This is a genomic window from Microbacterium sp. AK031 (assembly GCF_024807145.1).
GTDB lineage: Bacteria > Actinomycetota > Actinomycetes > Actinomycetales > Microbacteriaceae > Microbacterium.
In genome coordinates this window covers 164004-182685 of the sequence record NZ_JANUCA010000001.1, presented here as the reverse complement: position 1 = coordinate 182685, position 18682 = coordinate 164004, and the positions used below count along the sequence as shown (strand labels likewise).

General features: G+C 67.2%; 16 protein-coding genes. 11 read left to right on the top strand and 5 right to left on the bottom strand.

Going from position 1 to position 18682, the window contains the following annotated elements:
• Nucleotides 1-20: 20 nt before the first annotated feature.
• Genes HDC95_RS00785 through HDC95_RS00760 form a run of 6 tightly spaced genes read left to right on the top strand, consistent with a single transcriptional unit; the run spans nucleotide 21 to nucleotide 6439 of the window.
• Complete coding sequence (locus tag HDC95_RS00785; protein WP_259061289.1) at nucleotides 21-1490, top strand: fumarylacetoacetate hydrolase family protein; 1470 nt, start codon at nucleotides 21-23, stop codon at nucleotides 1488-1490.
• Entirely contained in the window at nucleotides 1487-2164 is a 678-nt protein-coding gene (locus tag HDC95_RS00780; RefSeq protein ID WP_259061288.1) for a GntR family transcriptional regulator, read from the top strand. Before HDC95_RS00785 ends, HDC95_RS00780 begins: the two co-directional genes overlap by 4 nt.
• Nucleotides 2165-2177: 13 nt before the next feature.
• The gene (gene hpaE, locus HDC95_RS00775) at nucleotides 2178-3674 is read left to right on the top strand and encodes a 5-carboxymethyl-2-hydroxymuconate semialdehyde dehydrogenase (RefSeq protein WP_259061287.1); all 1497 of its coding nucleotides are present in this window, start codon (nucleotides 2178-2180) and stop codon (nucleotides 3672-3674) included.
• A 10-nt stretch (nucleotides 3675-3684) separates the two neighbouring features.
• A complete protein-coding gene (hpaD, locus tag HDC95_RS00770) occupies nucleotides 3685-4851 on the top strand; it encodes a 3,4-dihydroxyphenylacetate 2,3-dioxygenase (protein ID WP_259061286.1) in 1167 nt (388 codons plus the stop codon).
• Nucleotides 4852-4859: 8 nt separating this feature from the next.
• The gene (locus tag HDC95_RS00765; protein WP_259061285.1) at nucleotides 4860-5645 is read left to right on the top strand and encodes a 2-keto-4-pentenoate hydratase; all 786 of its coding nucleotides are present in this window, start codon (nucleotides 4860-4862) and stop codon (nucleotides 5643-5645) included.
• Nucleotides 5630-6439, top strand: coding sequence for an HpcH/HpaI aldolase/citrate lyase family protein (locus HDC95_RS00760; protein WP_259061284.1), 810 nt, complete (start codon nucleotides 5630-5632; stop codon nucleotides 6437-6439). The genes HDC95_RS00765 and HDC95_RS00760 overlap by 16 nt, the downstream gene beginning before the upstream one ends.
• Nucleotides 6440-6472: 33 nt before the next feature.
• Here the strand turns inward: HDC95_RS00760 and HDC95_RS00755 are convergent, their stop codons facing one another.
• The 5 genes from HDC95_RS00755 to HDC95_RS00735 form a co-directional block, all read right to left on the bottom strand.
• The gene (locus tag HDC95_RS00755) at nucleotides 6473-7657 is read right to left on the bottom strand and encodes an ROK family transcriptional regulator (protein WP_259061283.1); all 1185 of its coding nucleotides are present in this window, start codon (nucleotides 7655-7657) and stop codon (nucleotides 6473-6475) included.
• 62 nt (nucleotides 7658-7719) lie between these two features.
• A complete protein-coding gene (locus HDC95_RS00750) occupies nucleotides 7720-10077 on the bottom strand; it encodes a glycoside hydrolase family 3 N-terminal domain-containing protein (protein WP_259061282.1) in 2358 nt (785 codons plus the stop codon).
• A 52-nt stretch (nucleotides 10078-10129) separates the two neighbouring features.
• Nucleotides 10130-11020 (bottom strand): carbohydrate ABC transporter permease, encoded by an 891-nt coding sequence (locus HDC95_RS00745; protein WP_259061281.1) that lies wholly within the window; start codon nucleotides 11018-11020, stop codon nucleotides 10130-10132.
• Entirely contained in the window at nucleotides 11017-12033 is a 1017-nt protein-coding gene (locus tag HDC95_RS00740; RefSeq protein ID WP_396652613.1) for a carbohydrate ABC transporter permease, read from the bottom strand. The genes HDC95_RS00745 and HDC95_RS00740 overlap by 4 nt, the downstream gene beginning before the upstream one ends.
• A gap of 8 nt (nucleotides 12034-12041) precedes the next feature.
• Complete coding sequence (locus tag HDC95_RS00735; protein ID WP_259061280.1) at nucleotides 12042-13340, bottom strand: extracellular solute-binding protein; 1299 nt, start codon at nucleotides 13338-13340, stop codon at nucleotides 12042-12044.
• A 154-nt stretch (nucleotides 13341-13494) separates the two neighbouring features.
• Here HDC95_RS00735 and HDC95_RS00730 point away from each other — a divergent pair, with 154 nt between their 5' ends.
• The 5 genes from HDC95_RS00730 (at nucleotide 13495) to HDC95_RS00710 (ending at nucleotide 18682) form a co-directional block, all read left to right on the top strand.
• On the top strand, nucleotides 13495-14493 hold the full coding sequence (locus HDC95_RS00730; protein ID WP_259061279.1) for a LacI family DNA-binding transcriptional regulator: 999 nt from the start codon (nucleotides 13495-13497) through the stop codon (nucleotides 14491-14493).
• 104 nt (nucleotides 14494-14597) lie between these two features.
• Nucleotides 14598-15785: a xylose isomerase gene (gene xylA / locus HDC95_RS00725; protein ID WP_259061278.1), complete on the top strand. Its 1188-nt coding sequence runs from the start codon at nucleotides 14598-14600 to the stop codon at nucleotides 15783-15785.
• 18 nt (nucleotides 15786-15803) lie between these two features.
• A complete protein-coding gene (gene xylB, locus HDC95_RS00720) occupies nucleotides 15804-17222 on the top strand; it encodes a xylulokinase (RefSeq protein WP_259061277.1) in 1419 nt (472 codons plus the stop codon).
• A gap of 124 nt (nucleotides 17223-17346) precedes the next feature.
• A complete protein-coding gene (locus HDC95_RS00715) occupies nucleotides 17347-18069 on the top strand; it encodes a DUF6882 domain-containing protein (RefSeq protein ID WP_259061276.1) in 723 nt (240 codons plus the stop codon).
• 46 nt (nucleotides 18070-18115) lie between these two features.
• Entirely contained in the window at nucleotides 18116-18682 is a 567-nt protein-coding gene (locus HDC95_RS00710) for a hypothetical protein (RefSeq protein ID WP_259061275.1), read from the top strand.

The window sequence follows — 18682 nt, the reverse complement described above, 5'->3', positions numbered from 1 at the left end:
GACGCAAGGAGGCGCCTCACGTGACGGACTCGATCACCCGCCCCGGCAAGATCATCGCGGTGCACCTCAGCTATGTCTCCCGCGCGGATCAGCGCGGCCGGCGGCCCGCACACCCCTCCTACTTCTTCAAGGCTGCAAGCTCTGTCGCGGCATCCGGCGGCACCGTCGAACGTCCAGCGGGAACCGAGCTGCTCGCTTTCGAGGGTGAGATCGCCCTCGTGATCGGCGCGCCCGCTCGTCACGTCGGCATCGCCGAAGCCTGGTCGCATGTGGCGTCCGTCACCGCCGCCAACGATCTCGGTCTGTACGATCTGCGGGCGAATGACAAGGGCTCGAACGTCCGATCCAAGGGCGGCGACGGGTACACTCCGCTCGGTCCGAACCTGATCGACGCTCGAGACGTCGATCCCACCGACATCCGTGTCCGGACCTGGGTCAATGGCGAGCTTCGCCAGGACGACACCTCCGCAGGACTTATCTTCCCGCTCGCCCAGTTCGTCGCCGATCTCTCCCAGCACTTCACGCTCGAGACCGGAGACGTCATCCTCACCGGCACACCTGCGGGATCATCCGTGATCGTCCCCGGCGACGTCGTCGAGGTCGAGGTCGATGCCCCGAATGCGCCGGGCGCGCCGTCATCAGGTCGTCTGGCGACCACCGTCACGCAGGGCGATGCGCCGTTCGACGAGACTCTGGGGTCGATGCCGAGCGTCGACGACACCCAGCGCACCGAGGCGTGGGGATCCGCCGAAGAGGCAGGGCTCGAGCCCGCGGCATCCGGCCTCTCCCCCGAACTGCGCGCCAAGCTCGAGATGGCGCCGACCGCCGGCCTCTCCTCCCAGCTGCGCAAGCGCGGCCATCACGCCTGTTTCATCGACGGCGTCTCCGCCAACATCCCCGGCACGAAGATCGTCGGCACCGCACGCACGCTGCGGTTCATCCCGGCCCGCGAAGATCTCTTCACCAGTCACGGCGGCGGCTACAACGCGCAGAAGCGCCTGTTCGACGCTGTCGGCGACGGCGAGATCATCGTGATCGAGGCACGGGGGGATGCCGCGACCGGCACCCTCGGCGACATCCTGGCCCTGCGTGCGAAGACCCGAGGCGCGGCCGGCGTCGTCACCGACGGCGGCGTGCGCGACTTCGACGAGGTCGCCCGTATCGGTCTGCCGGTGTTCTCGCAGGGCGCGCATCCCTCGGTACTCGGCCGCAAGCACGTGCCCTGGGAACTGGACGTCACGATCGGCTGCGGCGGCGCAGCGGTGCAGCCCGGCGACATCATCGTCGGAGACAGCGACGGCGTGATCGTGATCCCGCCGTCCATCGCCGCCGAGATCGCGGACGCGACCCTCGCACAGGAGGACGAGGATGCCTGGATCGCCGTGCAGGTGGAGGCAGGGCATCCGGTCGACGGCCTGTTCCCGATGAACGCGGAGTGGCGGGCGAAGTACGAGGCGTCGCGCGCCATGAGGGAAGGCGATCGCGCATGACGAAGATGCTCAGCAAGTCGCAGCAGGCGTACCAGTGGATCAAGGAGCGGATCGCTGGCCAGACCTACACCCCGGGGTACCGGCTGGTGCTCGGCACGATCGCCGGCGAGCTCGACATGAGCGTCGTGCCGGTGCGTGAGGCGATCCGACAGCTCGAAGCCGAGGGACTCGTGCACTTCGAGCACAACGTCGGCGCCAGGGTCGCCATGGTCGACGACACCCAGTACCGGCACAGCATGGAGGCGCTCAGCATCCTGGAGGGCAGCGCCACCGCGATGTCGGCGCGACACCTGACCGCAGACGACCTGCGACTGGCTCGTGCGATCAACGCGCAGATGATCGACACCCTCGACCACTTCGATCCGCCGGCATTCACACGGCTCAACCAGCAGTTCCACGCCGCGCTGATCGCCCCCTGCCCGAACCCGCGGCTGCACGAACTCGTCACGCTCGAGATGGCACGGCTGAACAGACTGCGCGATTCGACGTTCAGCTTCGTACCGGGGCGCGCTCATGAATCGGTGCGCGAGCACGAGCACATCGTCGCGCTGATCGAGAACGGCGCCCAGATCTCAGAGATCGAACGTGCCGCGCGCGACCACCACTCGGCCACACTCGATGCCTATCTCACGAAAGAGCACCCCGACGAAGCCGTCGACATGCACGTCCACTGACACCGGAGGAACCATGACAGATTCACGCATCCCCGCTGATCTTCCCGATCACATCCAGCACTACATCGACGGCGCGTTCATCGACTCCGTCGACGGCGACACGTTCGACGTGCTCGATCCGGTGACCAATGAGAACTACACGACGGCGTCCGCCGGCAAGAAGGCCGACATCGATCTCGCCGTCGCAGCCGCCAAGCGCGCGTTCGACGACGGCCCCTGGCCGAAGATGCTCCCCCGCGAGCGCTCGCGCGTGCTGCACCGCATCGCCGACATCGTCGAGTCACGCGACCAGCGTCTCGCCGAGCTGGAGTCCTACGACTCCGGCCTGCCGATCACGCAGGCACTGGGCCAGGCGCGACGTGCTGCGGAGAACTTCCGCTTCTTCGCCGACCTGATCGTCGCGCAGGCGGATGACACGTTCAAGGTGCCCGGTCGTCAGATCAACTACGTCAATCGCAAGCCGATCGGGGTCGCCGGCCTCATCACGCCGTGGAACACGCCGTTCATGCTGGAGTCGTGGAAGCTCGGCCCCGCACTCGCGACCGGCAACACCGTCGTGCTGAAGCCTGCCGAGTTCACGCCACTGTCGGCGTCGTTGTGGGCAGGGATCTTCGAGGAGGCCGGACTCCCGAAGGGCGTCTTCAACCTCGTGAACGGCCTCGGCGAGGATGCCGGCGATGCGCTCGTGAAGCATCCCGACGTGCCGCTCATCTCCTTCACCGGAGAGAGCTCGACCGGGCAGCTGATCTTCGCCAATGCCGCCCCATACCTCAAGGGGCTGTCGATGGAGCTCGGAGGCAAGTCGCCGGCGGTCGTCTTCGCCGACGCCGATCTGGATGCCGCGGTCAACGCCACGATCTTCGGGGTGTTCTCGCTCAACGGCGAGCGCTGCACCGCAGGCAGCCGTATCCTCGTCGAGCAGTCGATCTATGACGAGTTCGTCGAGAAGTACGCCGCTCAGGCGAAGCGGGTCAAGGTCGGGTTGCCGAACGACCCGACCACCGAGGTCGGCGCTCTGGTGCACCCCGAGCACTACGAGAAGGTCATGAGCTACGTCGAGATCGGCAAGACCGAGGGACGTCTCGTCGCCGGTGGCGGGCGACCGGAGGGCTTCGAGACCGGCAACTATGTCTCCCCCACAGTGTTCGCCGACGTATACCCCGACGCCCGCATCTTCCAGGAGGAGATCTTCGGCCCCGTCGTCGCGATCACCCCCTTCTCCTCCGACGAGGAGGCGCTGGCTCTGGCGAACAACACGAAGTACGGTCTCGCCGCGTACATCTGGACGAACGACCTCAAGCGCGCCCACAACTTCGCGGGCGATGTCGAAGCGGGCATGGTGTGGCTTAACAGCAACAACGTGCGCGACCTGCGCACGCCCTTCGGCGGTGTGAAGGCGTCCGGCCTCGGCCACGAGGGCGGCTACCGATCGATCGACTTCTACACCGACCAGCAGGCGGTGCACATCAACCTCGGCGAGGTCCACAACCCCGTCTTCGGAAAGCAGTGAGGACGCTGACATGACCAATCGTGAAGACATGACTCTGACCTCCTCGGGCTACTATGTGAGCCAGGAGGCACCGATCGAGACGGACAACCCGGTCTCGACGCCGACCAGCACGCCGCCGGACATCCTCCGCTGCGCGTACATGGAGCTCGTGGTCACCGACCTCGCGACATCCCGCCGGTTCTACGTCGACGTCCTCGGCCTGTACGTCACGGAAGAGGACGACCAGGCGATCTATCTGCGCTCGACCGAAGAGTTCATCCACCACAACCTCGTGCTGCGCAAGGGGCCGATCGCCGCCGTCGCCGCCTTCTCGTACCGCGTGCGCACGCCGCAGGATCTCGACCGCGCCGTCGACTTCTACACGGAGCTCGGTTGCGACGTCCGCCGCGAAGCGGACGGCTTCGTGAGGGGCATCGGCGACTCGGTACGCGTGGTCGACCCGCTCGGATTCCCCTACGAGTTCTTCCACCAGGCCGACCACGTCGAACGAATGTCCTGGCGCTATGACCTGCACAAGCCTGGCGAGCTGGTGCGCCTGGATCACTTCAACCAGGTCACCCCCGACGTGCCCAGAGCCGTGAAGTTCATGCAGGATCTCGGATTCCGGGTCACCGAGGACATCCAGGACGACGAGGGCACGGTGTACGCCGCATGGATGCGCCGCAAGCCCACCGTGCACGACACCGCGATGACCGGCGGCGACGGACCGCGGATGCACCACGTCTGCTTCGCCACGCACGAGAAGCACAACATCCTCGCCATCTGCGACAAGCTCGGGGCGCTCCGCCGATCTGATGCGATCGAACGCGGGCCGGGCCGCCACGGCGTCAGCAATGCGTTCTACCTCTACCTGCGCGATCCGGACGGGCACCGCGTCGAGGTCTACACGCAGGACTACTACACGGGTGACCCCGATAACCCGGTCATCACGTGGGACGTGCACGACAACCAGCGCCGCGACTGGTGGGGAAACCCCGTCGTGCCGTCGTGGTACACCGACGCGTCGCTCGTGCTCGATCTGGACGGCAATCCGCAGCCCGTCACCGCCCGCACCGACGAGAGCGAGATGGCGGTCACGATCGGCGCCGACGGGTTCTCGTACACTCGCAAGGACGAGGGCGAAGAATCGATGCCCGAGTACAAGCAGGGCGAGTACAAGCTCGGTCACCAGCTGTAGGAGGACGGATGCTGTCACCCGATGTGATCGAGCAGATCGCCGACGAGCTCGCGGACGCCGAGCGCACGCACGGCGTCATCCAGCGGATCACGGCGCGGTTCCCGGATGCCACGATCGAGGACTCCTATGCCATTCAAGGCATATGGCGGGACAAGAACCTCGCTGCCGGGCGGAAGCTGGTCGGCCGGAAGATCGGTCTGACATCCAAGGCGATGCAGCAGGCGACCGGGATCAGCGAGCCCGACTACGGCGTGATGTTCGACGACACCGTCTATGAGTCCGGTTCGGACATCCCGTTCGACGCCTTCTCGAACGTGCGGGTCGAAGTCGAACTCGCGTTCGTGCTGAAAGCACCTCTCGAAGGTCCGGACTGCACGCTCGAGGACGCTCTCGCCGCGATCGACTACGCCGTTCCGGCGCTCGAGGTGCTCAACTCGCACATCGAGTTGGAGGGCCGCACGATCGTGGACACGGTCAGCGACAACGCCGCCTACGGTGCGATGGTGCTCGGCGATGTGCGCAAGCGTCCGGATGAGATGGATCTGCGTTGGGTGCCCGGAGTGCTCTCCCGCAACGGCGAGATCGAGGAGACCGGCGTCGCCGCCGGTGTTCTCGGCCACCCCGCGACCGGAGTGGCGTGGCTGGCGAACAAGTTCCACCAGCACGGCGCCAGACTCGAGGCCGGGGAGATCATCCTCGCCGGCTCGTTCACACGCCCGATGTGGGTCTCGAAGGGCGATCAGGTGCTGTGCGACTACGGACCGATGGGAACAATCACATGCCGCTTCATCTAGAACCTGCGCCGTCGTTCCGAGACCGGTTGACTGCGGCCGATCGTCCGCTCGTTGGCGCGTGGATCTGCTCCGGCAGTCCGATCGCCGCTGAGATCGTCGCCGGATCCGGGCTCGACTGGACGCTGATCGATGGGGAGCACAGCCCGATCGGATTGGAGTCGATGCTGTCGCTGCTGCAGGCCGTCGCGCCGTATCCGATCACGCCGGTGGTGCGGGTGGCGAACAACGACCCTGTCCTGATCAAGCAGACTCTCGACCTCGGCGCGCAGAACCTGCTCGTGCCGATGGTGAACACGGCCGACGAGGCCCTCGCCGCCGTCGCCGCCACGCGCTACCCGCCGCGAGGCGTCCGCGGTGTCGGCAGCGCACTCGCGCGCGCCGCGCAGTTCAACAGGATCGAGAACTACCTGCAGCGCGCGCACGAGATCACCTCCCTGACCGTGCAGATCGAGACGGATGCCGCGGTCCGCAATGCCGGCGCGATCGCGGAGGTCGACGGCGTCGACGCGGTCTTCATCGGCCCCAGCGACCTCGCGGCGTCGATGGGTCTTCTCGGGCAGCAGGAGCATCCTGACGTCATCGCCGCCGTCGAGCAGACGATCGCGACCGTGCGGGAGACGGGAAAGCCCGTCGGCGTCAATGCGTTCACCCCTGCGACCGCCCGTCGCTACCTCGACGCCGGGGCATCCTTCGCCCTGGTCGCGGCCGACGTGTCGATCCTGGCGCGCGCGACCGAGAAGCTCGCAGCAGAGTGGATCGCCGGCGTGGGTTCGACGGAGCACGCAAGCTACTGAGCTTCCCGCGCGCGTCGAGGGAGCGAGCTCTCGTCACGCGCTGAGTGCGTCGAGTGCGCGCGCCGGATCCGTCAGGAGCGGTGCGAAAGCCGCTTCTGCGGCGCCGATCAGGAGGCGATCGGCGCCGAGCGCCGCAGCGCGGATCTCCACCTGCTCGCCGGGCGCCGCGAGCGCATTCGCCCGAACGTCGGCGGTGAAGCCGTCGGCGTTGCTGTCGCTCAGCATGCCGAGGAACCCGCCGAGCACGATCATCGACGGATTGAGCACGTTCACCGCGTTGGCGAGCGTCGCGGCGAGGATCCGCCGTTGGCGATCGATCTCGTCGGCGACCTCAGAGGACTCCACGTCGGACAGCGCGGCGGCGAGAACCGGATCGTCGACTGCCCCGAGTCCGGTCACCTGCAGCAGCCTCGCCCTGTTCACCTCGTCCTCGAGGGTGCCTGCGCGGGTGCGCCGGTCGGCCTCGACTGCGATGCTCGGACGAGTCTGGCCCCATTCACCCGCGTAGCCGCCCGCGCCGGCGATCAACGTGCCGTCCAGAATGAGTCCGCCGCCGATGCCACTGGCACCGCCGTTGAGGTAGACGACGTTCCTGTGCTCGCGCGCCGCCCCGAAGAGCCGCTCCGCACGCGCGCCGAGCGAGGCGTCGTTGTCTATAGCAGCTGACAGCCCGAGACGCTGCGTGAGCGGTGAGCGGATGTCGGCCTCGTGCCAGCCCAAGTGGGGCGCAAGTCGCACCAGGCCGTCTTCGACACGGACGAGACCGGGAACGGCCACACCTATCCCGACGAATCGGCTCCCGGCCAGCGCACCTGCCTGCCAGCCCTCGACCACCCGCGCCACGACACCGACGACATCCTCTACGCTCGGCGGCCGCTCGCACTCCACGCGAATCCGCTCGCGAACCCGACCGGAGAGAGCTACGGCTCCGACCTCGATCGCGTCGACCTCGGGGTTGACGGCGATCGCCATCACGGCGTCGCCTGTCGCGACGATCGGCGAAGGCCTGCCGACTCTCCGTGTGGGATCCGGCTCCTGCTCGACGACCAGTCCCCTCGACGCCAGCTCCGCCACCAGGTCGGCGACCGTCGAGCGGTTCAGTCCCGTCTCCGCAGTGACGACGGCACGCGAGCGCGGACCGAGCTGGTGGACGAGTCGCAGCACCTCTCCGAGGTTCGCCGCGCGCACGCGCTCGACGCTCGATGCCCGCTCAGCCATCGTGTCCCCCGCCGCTCCCGATTATGTTGCTCATGCCACGATATCCGGTCGGCGCCGACCCATCAGCGCGCGGCGACGGCCATCGCCTCGGATTCCACTGCGTCGGATGCCGCCACTTCGCACGTCGCCAGACGCGAATCCGCAGTCGTGAGCACATGCACGGCACCGGTGACGGCCAATGTCGCGCGCGAGGTGGCCGTGCCCGCTGCCTCGGTCGCCGCCGCATCGGCACCGACCCAGACCTCGACATCGCCGGGCTCCACCACGCGTGTCATCGATCGATCGCTGAAGGCGAATCGCTGCGTGGGCACCGAGAACCTCACAGTCACGGACTGCCCAGGCTCCAGCGTCACCCGCTGGAACGCGAGCAGTTGTACGACCGGCCGTGCGACCGAGGCCACGACATCGCGGCCATAGAGCTGCACGACGTCATCCACGGTGCGCGCGCCGGTGTTGATGACCTCGACCGATGCGGCGAACGCCCCACCGGCGGTCACCGCCGAATCCACTACCAGATCGCGATACGCGACCGGCGAGTACGACAGACCGAATCCGAACGGACGCACCGGAGTGGGGTCGGTGGCGGTGACATCCGATGCTCCTCCGAGCCGCGGATGCAGGTATGTGTACGGCTGCGCCCCTGCCGCACGCGGCAGCGAGACGGGCAGCCGTCCCGATGGGTTGACACGTCCGGTGAGCACGCCGGAGAGCGCCGCCGCACCCTCCTCACCGGGGAAGAACGCCTGCAGCACTGCCGCCGGTCGGTTCTCGCCGTCCAGCGCCCAGCTGATCTCGTACGGCCGGCCCGTCAGCGCGATCATCACCACCGGCGTACCGGTCGCGACGACCGCCTCGACGAGCTCGCGCTGCACACCTGGCAGCTCCAGCGTCTCGGAGTCGTTGCCCTCGCCGACGGTGCCGCGGCCGAAGAGACCCGCCTGGTCCCCCACGACGATGATCGCCACATCCGATGTGGTCGCGGCTGTGACGGCCGCGTCGAATCCCCTGCGGTCATCGCCTTCGACATCGGCGCCCTTGGCGTACACGACCTCCGTGCTCGCGCCGGTCTCCGCCTCGAACGCCTCCAGGAAGGTGGGGATCTCGAACCCGAGCGGGAACTCCGGATGATGCGCGAGCACGTGGTTCGCGAACGAGTAGCACCCCATCAGCGCCTCAGCACGATGAGCGTTCGGACCGATCACGGCGATCCTCGACGGCGAGCCCGAAGCGTCGGCGAACGGAAGGATGCCGTCGTTCGACAGCAGCACGATCGACTCCTCCGCGAGACGCCGCGCGATGTCGCGGTGACGCGGCGAATCCAGGTCGATGTGAGTGGGCGGCTCATCTTCGAACGCATCGGGCTCGAGCAGCCCGAGCTCCTCCTTCTGCGCCAGTGCGCGCAGCACCGCACGATCCACGAAGGCCTCATCGAACTCGCCTGCGCGGATCCGCTCCGCGAGCGGGACGAGGTACGCATCGCCGGTCGGCAGCTCGATATCGATCCCCGCAGTCAGCGCGGCGGCAGCGGCACCGCCGCGGTCAGCGGCGATCGCGTGCATCACCTCGAGGAACGCGACCGCGAAGTAGTCGGCGACGACGACGCCGTCGAAGCCCCAGCGTTCGCGCAGCAGGTCGGTCAGGTACTCCTCGCTGGAGCCGAGCGGCACGCCGTCGATCTCTGCATAGGAGTTCATGACGGAGCGGGCTCCGCCATCGAACAGCGCCATCTCGAACGGCGGCAGGAACACGTCGGCGACCTCTCTCGGCCCTGCGGACACCGGCGCGTGATTGCGCCCTGCACGCGAACCCGAGTAGCCGACGAAGTGCTTGAGAGTGGCGTGCACCCGTGCGGACTGCAGACCAGTGACGTATGAGGTGCCGAGCACGCCGACGACGTAGGGGTCTTCCGCGATGCACTCGTCCACCCGCCCCCAGCGGGGATCGCGGATCACGTCGAGCACCGGTGCCAGGCCCTGATGGATGCCGAGCTCGCGCATGGACTCCCCGATCGAGGCTGCCATCTCGTGCACGAGATCCGGGTCGAACGCCGCTCCCCACGCCAGCGGCGTGGGGAAGGCCGCTGCCTTCCACGCCGCCAGTCCGGTGAGGCACTCCTCGTGCACGAGCGCAGGGATTCCCAGCCGCGTCTCGCGCTTGAGCCGCCGCTGCTCACCCCACAGCCACGCCGCACGCTCTGCCGGGTCCACCGGCCGGGTGCCGTACACGCGGGTGTAGTGCCCCAGCCCGTTCCTGGTCACATCCTCCAGCCGACCGGCATCCTGCTGCCCGGCCGCCATCTCGGACTGCATCGGGGCGACCACCCCGTTCTGATCGAGCCAGTACCCGACGATCTGCGCGAGCTTCTCGTCGAGGGTCATCTGCGCGTGTAATGCGCGAACGCGCTCAGACGTTTCGGGCATGGCGGGAACTCCCGCTGTCGAATCCGACACGGATCTCTCTTTCATTCTGTGCTCAACCCTTGACCGCTCCGGTCAGGCCACCGACGATTCGACGCTCGAACAGGCTGAAGAAGATCAAGGCCGGCAGCATGGACAGCGACGTGTACGCGAGCACCCTGGCGGTGTCGACCGAGTACTGCGATGAGAAGTTCTGCACCCCGAGCGGAAGGGTGAACAGGCTGGCGTCATTGAGGATGAACAACGGCAGCATGTACCCGTTCCAGGACCCGATGAAGGCGAGTATGCCGACGGTGATCACGCCGGGCAGGCTCAGCGGGATCACCATCCTCCAGAAGAAGCCGAGCCTGGAGGCACCGTCGATGGATGCCGCCTCCTCGAGCTCCTTCGGGATCGCCCGCAGGAACGGCACGAGGATGATGATCGTGGTCGGCAGGGCGAAGGCGATCTGCGGCAGGATGATGCCGGCGAGGCTGTTCACGAGACCGAGGTTGCGGATCAGCAGGTACAGCGGTGTGATGGCGACCGTGATGGGGAACATCAAGCCCGCGGCGAAGAACGAGTACATGATGGCCTTGCCGCCGAAGTCGTAACGGGCGATCACATAGCTGGCCATCACCCCGAGGATGACGGCGCCGAGCGTGGTGCCGACGGCGGCGATCGTGGAGTTGACCATCGCGGTCCAGAACTCGCTGCTGCCGAGGACGTCGGTGTAGTTGCCGATCTGCCATGGTGCGGGCCACCCCGACGGGTCGGCGGTGATCTGCGAGTTGGTGCGGAACCCGCCGACGATGATGTAGAGCACCGGAGTGATGCAGATCGTGATCAGGATCACCGCGAGCAGATAGACGCCGGGACTCCCCCAGCGCACACCGGATGCTGCGCGACGACGTCCGCGCGGCCCGATGGCTTGGATGGCCACAGAGGTCTTCAGAGTGTCGGTCATCGCCGGCGCCCCTTTCGGCTGTCCCCCGTCAACGCCCCTTCGGTGTCGCGGCGGAGAATGAACCGCTGATACACGAGGGCGACGACGAGTGAGATGAGGAAGAGCATCACGGCGACCGCGTTGCCGTAGCCGTAGCTGCCGGCCAGGTGCCCGTTCTGGTACATGTAGGTGGCCATCGTCGAGGTGCCGGCGGTCGCTGCGATGTACTGGCCCCAGATGATGTTGACGAGGTCGAACAGCTGCAGAGAGCCGATGATCGACAGGAAGGCCCAGATGCGGATGGTCGGCCCGAGCAGCGGCAGCGTGATGCTCCACTGCGACTTCCAGAATCCGGCGCCGTCGATCGCCGCAGCCTCATAGAGCTCTTCGGGGATCGACTGCATCCCGGCGAGCATGAGGATCACGGCGAAGCCGATGTACTTCCACGTGATGATGATCATCAGCGACCACATCGCGATCGCCGGATCCGCGATCCACGAGTTCTGCAGCGCGCCGAGGCCCACCTTCTCGAGCAGGGAGTTCAGCGCCCCGGCATCCTGGAGCATGAGGCTCCAGCCGGTTCCGACGACCACCTCGGCGATGACGTACGGCGCGAAGATCAGCACGCGGATCACGGAGCGACCGCGGATCTTCTGATTCAGCAGGAGAGCGAACAGGATCGCGATGGGCCCCTGCATGAGCAGCGAGAGGACGACGATGGTGAAGTTGTGTCCGACGGCTGCGCGGAACGTGTCGTCCTGCAGCATGAGGGCGTAGTTGTCGAGTCCGACGAATTCGGTGGGCCAGCCGTAGCCGTTCCACTTGAAGAAGCCGTAGAACGCGGCCATCATCACCGGGAAGATGACGAAGCCGACGAAGACCAGCAGTGCGGGTCCCGCAAGGAGCACGATCTCGCCACGTTTGCGCCAGTCGGGACGCCGCGGCGCCCGTGTCGGGACCGATGAACGATCGGTCCCGACACGGTTGCTCCTCGCAGGCGCAGTGGATGACATCAGCGCCTGAGATTCAGTCATGTCGCTGTTCAGCCCCTCGCTGCGGCGTTCGCGATGCTGTCGACGAGCTTCTGCGGGTCGCCCTGACCTGCGAGCATTTCGACGACCCCGGTGTTCAGTGCGTTTCCGACGTTCTGTCCGAGCGCGGTGTCGAGCCACAGCGACACGTACGGCGCCTTGCCGTACGCCTCCATCAGAGGCACCAGCGACGGGTCGGTCACAGCTCCGGTGGCGTCCTGGTTGGCCGGGATCGTCTGGAACGCGGTGGCGTACTTCTCCTGCCAATCCTTCGAGGCGACGAAGTTGAGGAACTCCTCGCATGATGCCGGCGAGTCGGTCGAGCACGAGTACCCGTCGACGCCGCCCATCATGGCTCCTGGTGCACCGTCGCCGCCGTCGACCTCAGGGAACGGGAACCAGCCGAGGTCTGCCAGCGGCTCCCCGTCGGGGGTGAGGCCGGCGATGACGCCGACGTCCCAGGCGCCCATGAGCTCCATGGCCGCCTGGTGGTTGGCGACGAGTCCGGCGGATGAGTTGGCGCCCTGCTGGGCTGTCGTCGTCAGGAAGCCGTCGTTGTAGGGCTCGGTGGCGGCGAAGTCATTGAGGTTGTCTGCAGCATCCAGCCAGCACTGATCGGTGAAGTCCGGGCTGGTGGCCAGGTTCTCGATGACGTCCTGCCCACAGGCGCGCACCGCGAAGAAGTAATACCAGTGCGCCGCGGGCCAGGCATCCTTCGCACCGAGCGCGATCGGAGCGATCCCTGCGTCCTTGAGCTTTTCGACCGCGTCCTCGAGTTCGGCGACAGACGCCGGCTCTGATTCGATGCCGGCCTGCGCGAACAGGTCCTTGCTGTAGAAGATTCCACCGGGGAGCACAGCGCTCGGGACACCGTAGACCTTGCCGTCGACCGTGAACGCGCTGAACGGAGCCTCGCCGAAAGCCGCCTTCACATCGTCGTCGATGAGATCGGTGAGGTCCTTGACTTTGCCCGCGTCGACGATGTCAGCGAGCTTGCCGCCACCGCGGGCCATGAAGACATCCGGCATGTCGCCGGAGTTGACGGCGGTCTGCAACTTGCCGTCCATGTCTTCGTTCTGGATCGAGGTGACCTTGACGGTCACCTCGGGGTTCGCCTCGTTGAAGGCGGCTGCTGCATCTTCCCAGTACTGCTTGCCGTCGCCGGTCGTCGAGTTGTGCCACATCGTGAGCGTGGTCTCGCCGCCTTCGCCTTCGCCGCCGCCACCGCTGGTGCCGCTGCAGCCGGCCAGGACGAGCGATCCCAGTGCGACGACCGCAGCGCCTGCTGTCAATGCCTTTCGGATCTTCATGCTGTGTTCTCCTCTTCTTCGAGTTCTCGTGCAGCGCGACACGACATTTGTTGTCAGCCACACCAATGTGTTCGTGTGCTTACTCTGACACCGCTCCCACGAATGTGTCAAACGATATCGATAACGTTTTCAATAACCCGGATATCATGAGGGCATGAACCGCCGGACCACGATCACCGATGTCGCCCTCGCTGCCGGAGTCTCGGTGGCGACCGTCTCGAAAGCCATCAACGGTCGCTACGGCGTATCCCCCGAGACGCTCTCGCACGTGATGAGCGTCGTCGCCGACCTCGGGTACGAGAGCTCGATCGTCGCCACTTCCATGCGCCGGCGGCGCACGCAGGTGATCGGCGTCCTCGTCGCCGAGTTCGAGCCGTTCGCACTGCAGCTGCTCAGGGGCGTGTCCGGTGCCCTCGAGAACACCGAGTACGACGTGCTCGCATACGCGGGCAGCGTCTCGGCCGGCAGCCACCTCGGCTGGGAGCGTCGCTCGCTGTCCCGCCTGGGCGGCACGCTCATCGACGGCGCGATCCTCGTGACCCCGACGGCCGCACCGTCCGAGACGTCGGTGCCGATCGTCGCCGTCGACCCGCACGTCGGAGCCGACGATGCCGCAACCGTGAGCGTGGCGAATGTGGAAGGCGCCAGCGCCGCCACACAACATCTCATCTCGCTGGGCCATCGACGGATCGCCCACCTCCGCGGACGAACCGATCTGGAGTCCGCCAGAGAGCGCGAGCAGGGGTACCGCGATGCATTGGAGGCATCCGGCATCCCGTTCGATCCCGCCCTCGTCATCGACGGCGGCTACCGAGCCAGCGACTCGACGGCCGGCGCGCATGCGATCCTCGATCTCTCCGACCCCGCCACCGCCGTCTTCGCCGCCAACGACCTCTCCGCCATCGAGATGATGCGGGTCGCATCCGAGCGCGGCCTGCACGTGCCGACCGACCTCTCCGTCGTCGGCTTCGACGACATCATCGACGCTGCCGCCCACGTGCCCCAGCTCACGACAGTGCGCCAGCCGCTGCCCGAGATGGGTGCGGCGGCAGTGCGGATGCTTCTCGACATCCTGCAGGGCGCTGAGCCCCAGCCCGTGCAGATGGCGACGACCCTCGTGGTCCGCGAATCCACCGCGCCGCCGCGATCCTGACGACACAGCGTCGCGTTGCGCGGCGTCGATTGCGAACCGCCATCGCATGCTATATGTTGTGAAACACAACTTATATTTCTCACTTCGCCTGCAGAGGAGCAGCCATGCCCACCCCCACCCGTGAAGACAAGTTCTCGTTCGGTCTCTGGACCATCGACTACAACGGCACCGACCCGTTCGGCGGCCCGACGCGTCCTCGACTCGACGTCGTGCACGCAGTCGAGAAACTCGCCGAGCTGGGCGCGTACGGACTCACGTTCCACGACGACGACCTGTTCGCCTTCGGCTCCACCGATGCTGAGCGTCAGAAGCAGATCGACCGTCTCAAGGGCGCTCTGTCCGACACCGGCCTCGTCGTGCCGATGGTCACCACGAACCTCTTCAGCGCGCCGGTCTTCAAGGACGGCGGGTTCACGTCCAACGATCGTGACGTCCGCCGATACGCGCTGCGCAAGGTGTTCCGTCAGCTCGACCTCGGCGCCGAGCTGGGCGCGAAGACCTTCGTGATGTGGGGCGGCCGCGAGGGCGCGGAGTACGACTCCGCCAAGGACGTGCGCCAGGCCCTCGAGCGCTACCGCGAGTCCGTGGACCTGCTCGCCGACTACGTCACCGACAAGGGCTACGACATCCGCTTCGCGATAGAGCCGAAGCCGAACGAGCCCCGCGGCGACATCCTGCTGCCGACCCTCGGCCACGCGATCGCCTTCATCGGCTCGCTCGCACGTCCCGAGCTGTTCGGCGTGAACCCCGAGGTCGGACACGAGCAGATGGCAGGGCTCAACTTCGCCGCGGGCATCGCCCAGGCGCTGTTCCACGAGAAGCTCTTCCACATCGACCTCAACGGTCAGCGCGGCATCAAGTACGACCAGGACCTCGTGTTCGGTCACGGCGACCTGCACAACGCATTCGCGCTGGTCGATCTGCTCGAGAACGGCGGCCCCGGTGGCGTTCCGGCGTACGACGGTCCCCGCCACTTCGACTACAAGCCGAGCCGCACGGAAGACGAGAACGGCGTGTGGGAATCCGCAGCCGCGAACATGCGCACCTACCTGCTCCTCAAGGAGCGCGCCGCGGCGTTCCGCGCCGACCCCGAGGTGCAGGAGGCCCTGGCTGCCTCCAAGGTCCCCGAGCTCGCCGAGCCGACCCTGAACCCCGGCGAGAGCTACGACGACTTCCTCGCCGACCGCAGCGCCTTCGAGGACTTCGACACCGACGCCTACCTCGGCGGCAAGGGCTTCGGGTTCGTCCGTCTGCAGCAGCTCGCCACCGAGCACCTGCTCGGCGCCCGCTGACCTGTGCCGACCAACACCATGTCGACCAGCACGCAGACGCTCGTCGCCGGTGTCGACTCGTCGACGCAGAGCTGCAAGGTCGTCGTGCGCGACCTCTCGTCCGGAGCGGTGATCCGCTCCGGACGGGCAGGTCACCCTGATGGCACCGAGGTCGACCCTGCGGCTTGGTGGGACGCACTGCGCAGCGCCATCGCCGATGCCGGCGGGCTGGCAGATGTGGCCGCCGTGGGGATCGGCGGACAGCAGCACGGTCTGGTCGCTCTCGATGCCGAGGGTCGCGTCATCCGCCCCGCCCTGCTGTGGAACGACACCAGGTCGGCGGATGCCGCGACCGCACTGACCGCCGAGATCGGCGCCGAGGAATACTCCCAGCGCACCGGAGTCGTGCCGGTCGCGTCATTCACGGCGAGCAAGGTGCGCTGGGTGGCGGATGCCGAGCCGGAGAAAGCCTCCCGCATCGCGGCGATCGCTCTCCCCCACGACTGGCTGACGTGGCGTCTGCGTGGTTACGGCCCCGCAGACGACTCGCCGTTGGGCCCTGTGCTCGACGAACTCGTCACCGATCGATCCGATGCCAGTGGCACGGGGTACTTCGATTCGGTTCGAGGCGAGTACGACCGTGAGCTTCTCGCCGTCGCACTGCGCCGAGACGCGAGTGACGTGGTGCTGCCGCGAGTGCTGGGTCCCGCCGAGCACGTCGCCGGGCAGGATGGCATCCTCGTCACGGCCGGTGCGGGTGACAATGCCGCGGCCGCGCTGGGAATGGGCGCGGGAAGCGGAGATATCGGCGTCTCGATCGGCACCAGCGGCACGGTGTTCGCGGTGACGGACGTCGCAGTCGCCGATCCGAGTGGCACCGTGGCTGGATTCGCGGATGCAGCCGGTGGCTTCCTGCCCTTGGTCGCGACGCTGAATGCCGCGCGAGTGCTGGATGCCACGGCATCCCTTCTCGGTGTCGATCACGCCGAGTTCTCCCGACTCGCTCTGAGCGCAGAGCCCGGTGCCGATGGCCTCGTGCTGCAGCCGTGGTTCGAAGGCGAGCGCACGCCCAACCTCCCGGATGCCACGGCATCGCTGTTCGGCATGACTCTGACGTCGACGAGCCGCGAGAACCTCGCGCGCGCGGCCATCGAAGGGGTCCTGTGCGGCCTCGCGGAGGGACTCGATCGCATCCGCGCCCATGGAGTCACGGCCGAGCGCATCCTGCTCGTCGGCGGCGCCGCGCAGAGCGAGGCGGTGGCGCGCATCGCGGCGCAGGTGTTCGACGCACCTGTGGTAGTGCCGGCACCGGGCGAGTACGTGGCTCTCGGAGCGGCTGTGCAGGCCGCCTGGGGACTCCGCGGCACCGCACCCGAGTGGCCGGTGGAGGTCACCACCCGCTTCGAGGCTGACACGCGAGCGGTCATCCGCGAGCAGTACACCGCCCGCCTGCCCTGACCACTCGCCCGCTCGTCGTCGACGCACACGACCCCGTTTCGTACCGGGTCGATGGCGGGCGGGCTTGCTCTTCGTGGCGCGGCGCAGGTGGCGGAATCATAGGATTCCAGGCCAGACTGGGACCATGACCTTCGCAGCCCTGCAGCCTCTCGCCGACCGCGCAGCATTCTTCGCCGCACTCCGCCAGGACGCACTCACCACGGCCGTCGATGCGCTCGGCGAACACCGCTGGGACGCCGACATGGCCGCAGGCACCCTCACCTTCACGTCGAACTCGAATCCTTCGCATCAGCTGGTGACCCGCCCCCACCTGATCGCGACGATCGCACCGGGCCCGCGATCGCTGCTGTGGGCATGGGCTCACCCCCAGGGCGACGCGCAGGGGATCGCCGCACAGCTGCGCGACTACGGCACCCAGTACGGCATCGCCGAGCTCGGCCAGCAGGAGCTGCCATTCCCTGCCGACACCGGCGCAGATCTCGACAATTGGATTGAGCAGGCCGCGCACCAGATCGGGGCAGTGGCCGTGGAGATCACGGGTCGCTCCCCGTACTACTCAGCACCGATCGGCGGCGGGACTCGGGCCGTGTTCGTACTGGACGCGCCGCTCGCACCGCTCACGGTGCGCGATGCTGTCATCTCCGCACCCCGCATCCTGTCGGAACTCGCTCTGAGCGACGCGCGCTCGTCCGTGTGGGATGCCGCGCGACTGGCCGGGTGGAATCTGCAGTGGACCGATGAGGCCTTCAGCGGCGCGATCGTCACCGACGCCTCCGGCTCGGCCACCTTCCGCTTCGATGAGCACGCGCGCATCGTCGGGGTAGACGCGCCGGGCCTCACCGGCTGACCGCCGTTTCTTCCCCCGCGGCGACGCATCGCCTTAGGCTGACGACATGAAGAACTGGATCGTCCGCGCCGTCTCCCTGTACGTGTTCAACGTCGTGGTGCTGCTGCTCATCGGCCTGCTCATGTCAAGCGTCAGTGTCGGATGGAATGCACTGTGGGCTGCCGTGATCCTCACTGCGGCCACGCTCGCGCTCAAGCCGACGCTGCTCAAGGCGTTCCGCGGGGCGGCCTCGAAGTCGGCGCAGACCCGCACGAGGGTCGGCGAGAAGGTCGTCCGGTACGTGCTGGTCTTCATCGTCGAGCTGATCGTCTGGGTTCTGACGGTGTGGCTCAGCGGCGTCGACGTGCGCGGCTGGTTCTGGGGCTACGTGCTGCCGCCGCTGTACCTGCTGATCGCCTGGGTCATCTACGATCTGGTCGATGACCGGATCGAAGCGCGAGCGGGCGCGGTGTTCGACACGGTGCAGTCCAAAGTGAAAGGCGGTCGTACCTCGACGGCCCGGACGTCGGATGCCACGGCATCCGGCACGCAGACCGCCGCGACCGGCGCCGCCCGGGAAGACCTGAACGACGGGCTCACTCCCGAGCAGCGGCGGATGCTGGCCGAACTGTAG